Source organism: Gemmatimonadota bacterium (assembly GCA_040882465.1).
In the GTDB taxonomy this organism is placed as follows: domain Bacteria; phylum Gemmatimonadota; class Gemmatimonadetes; order Longimicrobiales; family Gaopeijiaceae; genus JBBEBG01.
This window is the reverse complement of sequence record JBBEBG010000007.1, coordinates 23,484-34,199: the sequence shown is the minus strand read 5'-3', so window position 1 is coordinate 34,199 and position 10,716 is coordinate 23,484. Positions and strand designations below refer to the sequence as shown.

Sequence of the window (10,716 nt, the reverse complement as noted above, 5' to 3'; positions counted from 1 at the left end):
TAAGGAGGGGCCGCCCTTCCCTTTCAGCCTGGCTGATTTGACGGCGCTCTTTGCGGAGGGCTACGACATCGTTGAAGATTATGTGCCGGATGTGGCCTTCCCCGGTCGCGAGGGCCGCGATCGGTCGGCACCGGCCTGGCGGCGTCCCACCTCGCGTATTGAAGCCTTTCTGGTGCCTCAGCCCCCCGTGCGCGGCACGGCCCGTCGCTCGCCGTCGCTCGAGCTCCCGCCCGTGGAGGGCGTCCCCCGGCTTCCGCCACTTCCGCTCGACCCTGAGCTGGGCGCCGCGCTTCCGGAGCTTCGTGGCTCCGAGCGCGTCGTCGAGCCCGAGTTGGAGGGACGCTGGTTCGCCCGCCGCTGAGGCGAGGGCGACACGCTCTGAGAAGCCCCGCCACCCGAAGGCGCGATTTCGATCACGCCCCGGTTCCGGCTGAGGACCGAACTCCGTTCCTCGACGACCGGGGGTCCGACCACGATCACCCGCGGGTAGTCGTAATACCCGAAGCCGTAGCCGCGTCCATATCCGTAAGGGCTGAAGGGATCCCAGTACGAGTCGTAATAGCCGTATCCGAAGCTGAAGGGAGAGTAACCGTACCCCCGGGGCCGGGACGGCCAGGGGGCGACTCCGCGAACGACCTGCTGCCTGGTTGCTGCCCCTTCGGGGGCGGCGCGGAGCGCGAGCTCGTTCCCCTCGCTTCCGCCCAGGACCGTGAATCGCTCGGGGTAGGTCACCGCAACCATCACATCGAGGACTTCTCCGGGGACACCGCGCACCGCGAGCTCCCGCAATAGTTCCGCGTCGAGGTCGAAGGGCTCGCCCCGTTCGATCACGAGGGCACCCGCCACGGAAGGTCCGGTCCGTTCCACCAGCTCGGCGATCGCGTCCGGCGAAAGCGCCGCTCCAGCCCGCCCGCGTGCCGTGACCACGGCGAGTCCGCCGCCGGCCGTCGGATCGGCGACGCCGAGCTCGGCGAGCTGGGCTTCCGCCGCCGGCGCGAAGGTGCGGATCCCCACGAGCGGCTCCGCGTCGCCCGCCCGAACGGCCTGGATCTCGACCCATCCGAACCCGTCGGGAAGGATGGCGAGGGTGCCCGTCGTGGAGCGCGCCACGACCGACCCGCACGACATCTCCGATTCGAGCAAGACGCGCGCGCCATCGGAAGACCAGCGCGCGGACTGAGTCCCGACGCATCCGTCCTCTTCGATCGCGACCGGATTGCCGTCCGCCCGCATCTCCTCACGGGTGACCAGCGTCCCTTCCGCGTACGTTTCGATCTGAACACCCGCGGCCGTGTCGAGGGGGCGGACGCAGACCAGATACGACTCCGTCGCGGACTCCGCGGTCATGGCCGCGCCGTCCCAGCAGCCGATCCAGGGAAGCCAGCGCGCGTCGGCGCCCGAGACCCCGACCTGAGCCGAGGCCGGGTGAGCCGCGCCCGCGAGCGCGAACACTCCGAGCAGTCCCATCATCGAGCGTCGCATGATTCGCTCCCGTCAGAGTCGGTACTGGATTCCAAAGGAAAACCGGCCTCCCGCGAGGTCCAGTGGATTCACGAAGTCGTCGAAATCCTCGCCGAGGTCATGGCTCCCCCACTGATAGCGCCCTTCCAACGCGAGCGCTATACGCGGCGCCAGGCCATACTCGAACCCGGCCGCCACGTAAGGGAACGCCGTGTTCCCCTTCGATTCGAAGCGCTGCGTGCTGATCGTTTCGTTCACTTCGTCCACGAAATCGCCTTCCAGCCGCAGGTTGTACGCCATGAGTCCAGCCCCTGCACCCAGGTAGCCGTTCCACTCGCGCGGAACCCAGATGAAGCGACCGAGCTGGTCGCCCCTGTCCCACAGGTACCACCGGATCCCGGCGGAGACGGCCGGACCATGGCGGAGCCGTGTCGTCTGGAGAATCGGAATTCTGGTCGTTTCACCGCCGGGTCCGTCGATCTCCTCGTCCCAGTCGCGGTACTGTGAGTCGAGGGTGACACGGCTTCCGTCGAGGCTCAGCGAGATCTCCGCTCGGTTTCCGATCCAGGCTCCCACCTCGAGGCCGACCGACACGCCTCGGTAGTCGGAGCGGTCCAGAGTGAACCGCTCGGTCGTGAAGTCGTAGAGGTCGCTGTCGGCGCGGTGCAGGAACATTCCCCCGCGCACCCCGAGGCTGACCCGAGGGCGCTCGAAGAGGAAACCGTCTTCACTCTCCGGCGACGCCTGCGCGCCGAGCGCGCCGTGGGAAACGACGAGGAGGAGACCGGCGACGGGGATCGCGCGGAAGAGACCGGCAGCTAGTTTCACGGGAGTACCTCCGGGCCGGCGAGACCGTCGCCCACGAGTGCGGCACCCGACCGCCGCGGATCGAAGATCTCGCCAGTTTTCCTACGTTGGGGGTCCCCCCGAGGTTCCCTCTAGTGGTGTGTCCCCGACGTCTCTTGGCATTCGGCTCCGCCTGGAAGTCGTCCTGCGTCGTTGCTCGTCGTCGCCGTAGCGTTGCTACGACTCCTCCTCGCGCCTAGCATTACGACCTCCATCCGTACCCTCGGTGCTACAAGAGACGTCGGGGACGCACCACTAGAAGCCGCCGCCCTGCACCCCGCTCAGAAAAGCGGAAAGCTCGTCCAGGCGGCTGCGAAGGGACTCCGTCTCGGGATCGATGGCCACCATCGCGACGAGGAGCTCCGCCTCGAAGCTGTCGATGCGGGTCCTCACGCCCGTCTGCTGGAGGACGATTTCCTGCGCTGCTCGGAGGTCCGACTGGAGGTTGTTCGCCTCCGTGATCAGTTGGCCCAACTTCTCCATGTCCTGGTCCTGTTGCGCCGAAAACGCTTCTGTCTCGATCGCGTCCAGGCGGGCCATCTTTTGTTCTGCCTGCGGATGGGATTCGATCAGGGCGGACATGATCATCTCGTTGATCTCCACCTCGCGAGTCTGGAGCCCCTCGTTCGCGGCGAACGCCTGATTGTAGATGTCCGTATACCGTCGTGCCTTGTCCTGGTACTCGGCCATCAGCAACTGGACCGAGTCCGGGGCGGGCTGGACGTCCATCGGCGCCGGCACGGCCTGTTGGCCGAGGCCGATCCGGGGGAGGAAAACGAAGCCGAGCAAGACCGAAGAAGCCGCCAGGCGCACCGTCGCGCGAGTCGGTGGGCGGAAAAACGGGCGCATGGAGACTCTAATCCTTCGGGGGAAGTGTACCGGGCCTTGCCGCCTCCTACAGAGGAGCGCTTCAGGTGTTCCCGGCGGTCTCCGCCAGCCACTCGGAATCGTACCACTCCAAGAAGTCTTCCGCGGCGGCTTCCGAATAAAGGACCGGGTGGCCACCCCTCAGCCGAATCCATTCGGCGTCTTCGACGTTGAAGGCACGCACCAGGACCGGCACGTCCCGCGCCATTTGGAGGAGGGGGCCGTTGTCGTCGCGACGGCGGATCGTGGAGATGACGACCTTCGCCCGGTCGGCGCCGAGTTCCCGGAGGAGCCGGGCATCGGAGATGTCTCCTCGCAGCGCCCGGATCCCCATCTCGGCCAGCCACGAGACCCTCTTCGGATCGTCGTCGGCCACGACGAGCTCTTCCGGTGAGATCAGGAGTGTCTCCATGAGGAGCTGTCCGTGCCGCCCGGACCCGAGGAGCAAGACATGTCCCTCGGGACTCCTCTCGAGCTTCGGTCGGTCGCGGAAGGGATGCACCTTCATGAGCGCCCAGGTCGCCCGGTCGGAGGCCAGGAACGGGGTCACCATCATGGTCGCGATCGTCACGAGGGTGATGATCGTGAAGACGCCGGGCGCCAGGTGGCCCATCACGAGCCCCTGGAGTGCAACGACGAGGGAGAACTCGCTCGTCTGGGAGAGAAGGAGACCGCTCGCGAGCGCGGGCCTGGCGGAAAAGCCGGCCCGCTCCGCCACCAGGGCGACGAGCGGTGGCGTGACGAGCACCACGAGGAGGAAAAAGACGAGGGCCTGTCCCAGCTCGATCGCCGTGGGGAGGGGGATGGCGGCCCCGAGCGCCGCGAAGAAAATTGCGTGAAAGAAGTCTCCGAGGGAGCTCACCTGACCGCGCACGAGGGCGGAGGACGGAAACCCCGAAAGGACCACGCCCGCGAGGAAGGCGCCCGACACGAGAGGGAGCCCCACGAAGTCGGCGATCCCGATGAACACCACGAGTGTGGAGAGCGTGATGAGGAGGAGTGTCTCCTCGTCGAACGCGAACCGCTCCAGGATGCGGGGCACGACCCAACGGAGGAGGGCGCCGGCGAGTGCCATCATCCCCAGGCTTGCCGCGACGCCCTGCGCGATCGCCACTCCTCCGTCGGGAATCCGGACGACGATGGGGATGAAAAGAATGATGAGGAGGTCCTGGAGAAGGAGGACCCCGGTCACCAGGCGTCCCATCGGCTCGTAGAGGAGCCCCCGTTCGCGGAGAAGCTGGACCACGACGAGGGTCGAGGAGGCCGTGAGGGCGAGCGCGAGGTAGGCGGCCGTCTCCGGTGCGAACCCGAGGGCGAGCGCCACCCCGAGCCCCAGAGCACCGAGGACCACGAATTGGATCGAACCGACCTGGAGCGCCGTCTGTCCCCATGACCGGAGTCTCCCCGGGCTCAACTCGATTCCCGCAACGAAGACGAGGATCGCGACGCCGAGGGTGAGCACGTCGCTCAGGAACTCCGTGTCGAGAGGGACGAGCGAAGACGCGGCGAGTCCCGCGAGGATGAGGACGGGGATCGCCGGAATTCCTGCGAGCCGCGCGCCCCCGTAACCCACAGAGGCGGCGAGGAGAAGGACGGTGAGGGCGGTCATGTGCCCAGGACGCCAACCCGGCGCAGCTCCTCGATGATTCGGGTGACGCCGGACTCGCGAGAATTCATGAAGTGGGCCACCCCGAGCCCCTCCATATCCCGCTCGGCGGCCTGATCCAGGGCATGAATCACCGCGGGAATTCCGAAGCGCGCTGCCCGGTACGCGAGGAGGCGGTTCACATCCTCGATGTGGAGGGCCGACACGACGAGTTTGGCCTCGTGGATCCCGGCTTCCTCCAGGACCGAAAGGTATTCGGCGTTTCCAAGGAAGGTGGCCGCGGGAAGGTCCCGCAACTTCTCGAGATCCGTATCGACGGCGAGGACCCGCTCCCCTCGCTCGGTGAGGAGCTCGACCAAGCGGCGCCCCAGCGTGTTCATTCCTACGACGATGACGTGATCGCGGAGCCCCACCTGCTCCGCGGAGTCGGGTTCAACGGATCCGTGTCGGCCTCCCGTCAAGAGAGGAACCAGGCCCTTCCGTGAGAGTGCGTTCACGACCCTGTCGCCGCCCGCGATGGACAGTGATGAGACCCCCATGGTCAAGAGGCCCACGGCGCCCACCACCGCGATGAGCGACTCGCTCGCGAGGCCGCGCTCAAGCGCGAGCGCGCCCAGAATGAAGGAGAACTCGGAAGTCTGGCCGAGCGTGAGTCCCACGCGCAGCGCGCTTCGCGGCGATTCCCCGAGTGTGCGCACGATCCACGCGATGAGCGGCGGCTTGAAAAAGAGGGTGAATCCCGCAGCCGCCACGACGAGTGGCCAGAAGGCCAGCGCCTCACCCAGCTGCATCTGGATGCCGAGCGAGACGAAAAAGATGGCGACGAAAAAGTTCATCAGGGGATGGACCCGCCTGCGCAGCTCCCGGCTGTAAGGAAGCTGAGCCAACGAGACTCCGGCGATGAAGGCACCGAGCTCGAGTGAGAGTTCGAGGAGCTCCGACCCCAACACCAGGAGGAAACACCAGGACAGGCTCCAGGCGAGGAGCGCCGGCTGGGACCGCGCGATCGTTCCGAAGAGCGTCGGGAGGACGCGCCAGGCGAGGATTGCCGCGGCCCCGAATAAGAGCCCCATCCCCACGAAGGCTCGGACGAGCCCCGCAAGAAGCACCCCTCCCTCGAGTCCACCCGCACCCTCCAATCCTCCAGACCCCGCCGCGCCACCCGCACCCTCCATCCCGGCGACGAAGGTGAGCACCAGGACCACCGCGAGATCCTGGACGAGGAGGATTCCGACCGCGATCTGGCCGTATCGCGAGTTCAGTGCATGCTGCTGGTCCAGGAGCTTCACGACCACGACCGTGGACGAAAAGGTCAGCGCCACCGCGATAAAGAGGACATCTCCCCCCCGAAGCCCGAGAGCCAGGGCGAGTCCGGCGATGATCGCTCCCGTGAGGACGATCTGTACGACCCCCGCGGTGATCGCGAGGCGTCCGACCTCACGGACCTTGTTGAGCGAGATCTCGAGCCCCACCAGGAAGAGGAGGAGAATGATCCCCACCTCGGCGATCAGGTCCATGGCGGGGCTCAACGTGACGAGATGGAATCCAGGTCCGATGAGGAGCCCGGCGATGATGTATGCGATGATGGAGGGGAGCCCGAACGGTCGTGCGAGGAGGGCGAGGGTGGTCGCTCCGAGGACGAGGAAACCCAGGTCTCTCAGCAGGATTGTGTCGATCAACGGGCCGAGCCTTCGGGGGTGGAGCGGAAAGGCCGCGGCGAGGGTCCCGCCGACCTCTCCGGGAGGACCCGGATCTCCCCCCGATGTTCCCGTGGGGATGGGGCTGGGAGCCGCGCCCCTCGCGGATTATTGGCCCCTCGGGGATGCGTGCTATATTCGGTGCCCGACCCACCTTTCTACGGATCTCCCGGCCATGCAGCCTCCCCACACGTCAGCGAGCTCCGGGGTCGGGCCCCACCGAGCATCGCTCGACGTCGTCGAGGCAGGCGCGGTCGAGTTCCTTGCGCTTTTCGCGGGGGAGCCTCGGGGCTTCTGGGGTGGCCCTGATGGGTGGGTCGCTTGGGCCGGTGCGAGCGCTTGCTTCGAGGTCTCGGGAGGGAAGGGGGACCGATTCGATCGGATTCGAGAAGGGTCGCGCCGGGTCCTGGGCGAGATGGGATGGGCTGCGAGAGGCGCGGGATCGGAGCCGAGCCCACGTTTTTTCGGTGGCTTCGCCTTCGCGGATACCGATCCCACGGAGACCGCCTGGTCGGATTTTCCTTCGGCCGCCTTCCACCTTCCGCGCATCCTCCTGGAAGGGAACGACGCCGAGGCTCGCCTCGTTTCCTACGAAGACGAGCCGGGCCTCGCGCGGGTCGCCGCGATTCTGGCGGCAGGTGTGCGCCGCGGCGAAAGACCCTCCCTCCCGAACCGGGGCGATTTCGTGCCCGGGTCCTCGGCGGAGGACGGAAGCGATGCCCCGCCGCGCAACCGGTGGCGGACGGGGATCGAAGGAATCCTTGCGGCGATCGCGGAAGGACGCGTGCAAAAGGCCGTGCTCGCCCGCTTTCTCGACTTGAGCCTCGCCCGCCCCGCGAATCCGCTCGCGAGTCTTCGTTTCCTCCGGGAAGAGAACCGGCGGGCGCACGTCTTCTACCTCGAGCCGCGACCGGGCCGCGTGTTCCTGGGGGCGGCCCCCGAGCTTCTCGCGCGGCTGCGGGGGGATTCCTTCGAGGCGACCGCGGTGGCGGGATCGGTTCCGCGGGAGTCGGACGGGGAAGCGGACCGCGCCCGCGTGCGGCAGCTCCTCGAGAGCGCGAAGGACCGCGCGGAGCACGCGCTCACCGCGGAAGAGATGGTCGAGGTCCTCGGCCCCTTCCTCGAGGAAATGGAGGTCGAAGCGGAGCCCCGCGTCCTCTCTCTCTCTCGCATCCATCACCTGGAGACAACGATCCGGGGTAGGGCGCACGAAGGAGAAGACATCCTCTCCCTGGTGGAGGCGCTCCATCCGACTCCAGCGGTTTGCGGCCGGCCGCGCGGAGAGGCGCTCTCCCTGATCCGGGGGGCGGAGCCCTTCGAACGGGGCTGGTATGCGGGCCCCGTGGGATGGTTCGATGCCGAGGGCGATGGCGATTTCGTCCCCGCCCTCCGTTCCGCGGTGGGAAGCGGGCGAGCATGGCGGCTTTTCGCCGGCGCGGGCATCGTCGCGGGATCGGACCCGGACGGCGAGTGGGAGGAGACGGCCCTCAAGTTCGAGCCGGCGCTCCGCGCGCTCAGGGCCGGGGCGAGCGATTCGACGGAGGGGGTTTGAGGGCGCGCAACCGGAATGAGCTCTGGGGAACCGTCCTCGTGGACGAGCTCGCGCGCGCCGGAATCCGGCACCTCGTCGTTTCTCCCGGGTCCCGGTCGGCGCCGGTTGTCCTCGCGGCGGCGGCGGACGATCGGATCCGCATTCACGTCCAGGCGGACGAGCGAAGCGCGGGCTTCGTGGCCCTCGGCGCGGGGAAGGGGACGGGCGCACCCGCGGCCGTCCTCACCACTTCGGGGACCGCCGTCGCGAATCTCCTTCCGGCGGTCGTCGAGGCGGCGCAGGCCGAGACCCCGCTCCTCGTCCTGACCGCCGACCGACCGCCTCGCCTCCGCGGCGCCGACGCGAATCAGACGATCGACCAGGTGAAGATCTTCGGAGGGTATGTCCGCCTCTTCGAGGAGCTCATCGCGGGTGAAGCGACCGAGGCCTCTCTCCGTCACCTTCGCTCGGTCGTGTCGCGGGCGGTCGCGGCCGCGCTCGGGGATCCGGCCGGCCCGGCGCACCTGAATCTCTGCTTCGACAAGCCGCTCGAGCCGACACCGGTCGAGGACGGGCTTCCGGATGCGCTCGCCGCCAGGGAGACTCCGGCTTCTCGGGGAAGGGAAGAAGGCGCGCCCTGGACGTACGTCCACCGCCGGCGGGCGAAACACGACGACTCCGCGATCGAGGAGGTCGCCGCCGCGGTGGAGCGGGCGGAGCGTCCGCTCCTCGTGGCCGGCGTTCTTCCGCGGCCCTGGGAAGCGGGTCCGGCGCTCCGCCGCCTCGCGAGCGCGTCTGGCGTTCCCCTCCTCGCCGACCCCCTCTCGGGAGCCCGTTATCCGCCGGCGGTCGCCGAGGCCGGACCCAAGGCCCCCGTCGTCGGAGGTTACGACCTCGGGCTTCGGGACGCGGCAGTGCGGGAGTGGCTCCGTCCGGATCTGATCCTCAGGATGGGCGCCGCGCCGACCTCGAGCGTTCTCGGCGACTGGCTCACTGCCTTGCCGGACGTTCCGCAGTTCGTGGTGGACGGGGGAGGGCGGTGGAAGGATCATGGCGCCGCCGCGAACGAGATGATCCCCGCGGACCCGGCCGGCTTCGCGGCGGCGCTCGCCGAACGCGTTCCGTCAAAGCGAAACGGTGCCGCCTGGCTCGATCGGTGGCTCACGGTCGAAGGGAAGGTGCGCGCGGGAATCGAGGGTGCGCTCGAGGCGAGCGGGGGCCTGGAGGCGGAGCTCTTCGAGGGGGTGATCGTCGCGGAGGTCGCCCGCCTGATCCCGTCCGACGATCTTCTCTTCGTGTCGAGCTCGATGCCGGTCCGGGATTTGGACGCCTTCGTTCCGCACCGCGGCTCGCCGCTCGCGACGCTCGGGAATAGGGGCGCGAGCGGGATAGACGGGATCGTCTCGACCGCCGCGGGAATCTCGCTCACGACGGGACGAAGGGTCGTGGCGCTCGTCGGAGACCTCGCCCTTCTCCACGATTCGAATGGACTCGCTTCGCTCCGCGATCCGGAACTACGCGTGATCGTCGTCGCGATCAACAACGACGGGGGTGGGATCTTCCACTTCCTTCCGGTCCGCGACTTCGAGCCAGCCTTCACCCCTTATTTCGCGACCCCCCATGACCGTGATTTCGCACGCCTCGCGGCCTTCCATGGAATCCCACATTCGCGTGCCGACGCGCGAGGCGAGGGGTCGCTCGCCCAGATCGCCGTGGGATTCGAGCATGCACTCGAGGAGCCCGGAAGCGCGATCTTCGAGATTCGCACCGATCGGGAAGTGAACCGGCGTCGAAGGGCCGAGGTGGTGGATCGAATCGCCGCCGCCGCGGCCGGCGCCCTGACGAAAGGGAAGCGATGAGCGCACCGAACTGGAAGGAAGCGAAGAGCTACACGGACATCACCTTTCACAAATGCGACGGGGTCGCCCGGATCGCCTTCAACCGCCCCGAGGTGAGGAACGCTTTCCGTCCGGAGACACTCACCGAGCTGCAGGGGGCCTTTCGCGACGCCGCCGAGGACACCTCGATCGGCGTCGTCCTCTTCACGGGGAACGGCCCCACCGCGGACGGGAAATACGCCTTCAGCTCGGGAGGGGACCAACGCGTTCGCGGGGACGCCGGCTACGTCGGCGGCGACGGGGTCCCGCGCCTCAATGTGCTCGAGCTCCAGCGCTACATCCGGAGCATGCCGAAGCCTGTCATCGCATTGGTCGCCGGATACGCGATCGGAGGCGGGCATGTGCTTCACGTGATCTGCGATCTCACCATCGCCGCGGAGAATGCGATTTTCGGGCAGACCGGGCCCAAGGTCGGGAGTTTCGACGGAGGCTTCGGGACCTCCTACCTCGCGAGCATCGTGGGGCAAAAGAGGGCCCGCGAGATCTGGTACCTCTGCCGCCAGTACTCCGCCGCCGAGGCCCTTCAGATGGGGCTCGTGAATGCCGTGGTTCCGGTGGAGCGACTCGAGGAAGAGGGATGGAAGTGGGCGCAGGAAATCCTCGACAAGAGCCCTCTCGCCATCCGGCTCCTCAAGAGCTCCTTTAATGCCGCCGTGGACGGACAGGCTGGAATTCAGGAGCTCGCTGGGAACGCGACCCTCCTCTTCTACATGTCCGAGCAGGCGAAGGACGCGAAGAATGCCTTCCTGAAGAAGGAGAAGCCCGACTTCAGGAAGTATCCCTGGCTTCCCTGGTGAGCCGCGCGGTGCA

Annotated in this window: 8 protein-coding genes; 3 read left to right on the top strand and 5 right to left on the bottom strand. The window is 67.8% G+C overall.

The features are described 5' to 3' along the window. Window positions 1-177 precede the first annotated feature (177 nt). The 5 genes from WEG36_01765 to WEG36_01745 all read right to left on the bottom strand — a co-directional run bounded on the left by WEG36_01765 (window position 178) and on the right by WEG36_01745 (window position 6,459). A complete protein-coding gene (locus WEG36_01765; GenBank protein ID MEX1256320.1) occupies window positions 178-1,482 on the bottom strand; it encodes a hypothetical protein in 1,305 nt (434 codons plus the stop codon). A gap of 12 nt (window positions 1,483-1,494) precedes the next feature. Further along, on the bottom strand, window positions 1,495-2,289 hold the full coding sequence (locus tag WEG36_01760; GenBank protein ID MEX1256319.1) for a hypothetical protein: 795 nt from the start codon (window positions 2,287-2,289) through the stop codon (window positions 1,495-1,497). Between the two features lie 273 nt (window positions 2,290-2,562). Further along, a complete protein-coding gene (locus tag WEG36_01755; GenBank protein MEX1256318.1) occupies window positions 2,563-3,156 on the bottom strand; it encodes a hypothetical protein in 594 nt (197 codons plus the stop codon). A 61-nt stretch (window positions 3,157-3,217) separates the two neighbouring features. Beyond that, on the bottom strand, window positions 3,218-4,783 hold the full coding sequence (locus tag WEG36_01750; protein ID MEX1256317.1) for a cation:proton antiporter: 1,566 nt from the start codon (window positions 4,781-4,783) through the stop codon (window positions 3,218-3,220). Then, window positions 4,780-6,459, bottom strand: coding sequence for a cation:proton antiporter (locus WEG36_01745; protein ID MEX1256316.1), 1,680 nt, complete (start codon window positions 6,457-6,459; stop codon window positions 4,780-4,782). The genes WEG36_01750 and WEG36_01745 overlap by 4 nt, the downstream gene beginning before the upstream one ends. Before the next feature lie 193 nt (window positions 6,460-6,652). Between WEG36_01745 and WEG36_01740 the strand changes: the two genes are divergently transcribed. The 3 genes from WEG36_01740 to menB are packed head-to-tail and all read left to right on the top strand — an operon-like array spanning window position 6,653 to window position 10,703. Then, window positions 6,653-8,029, top strand: a complete 1,377-nt coding sequence (locus WEG36_01740; protein ID MEX1256315.1) for an isochorismate synthase — start codon at window positions 6,653-6,655, stop codon at window positions 8,027-8,029. Then, window positions 8,026-9,867 carry a 2-succinyl-5-enolpyruvyl-6-hydroxy-3-cyclohexene-1-carboxylic-acid synthase gene (gene menD, locus WEG36_01735; GenBank protein MEX1256314.1) on the top strand — a complete coding sequence of 614 codons (1,842 nt, stop codon included), beginning with the start codon at window positions 8,026-8,028 and terminating at the stop codon, window positions 9,865-9,867. The genes WEG36_01740 and menD overlap by 4 nt, the downstream gene beginning before the upstream one ends. Next, window positions 9,864-10,703, top strand: a complete 840-nt coding sequence (menB, locus tag WEG36_01730; GenBank protein ID MEX1256313.1) for a 1,4-dihydroxy-2-naphthoyl-CoA synthase — start codon at window positions 9,864-9,866, stop codon at window positions 10,701-10,703. Before menD ends, menB begins: the two co-directional genes overlap by 4 nt. Window positions 10,704-10,716 lie beyond the last annotated feature (13 nt).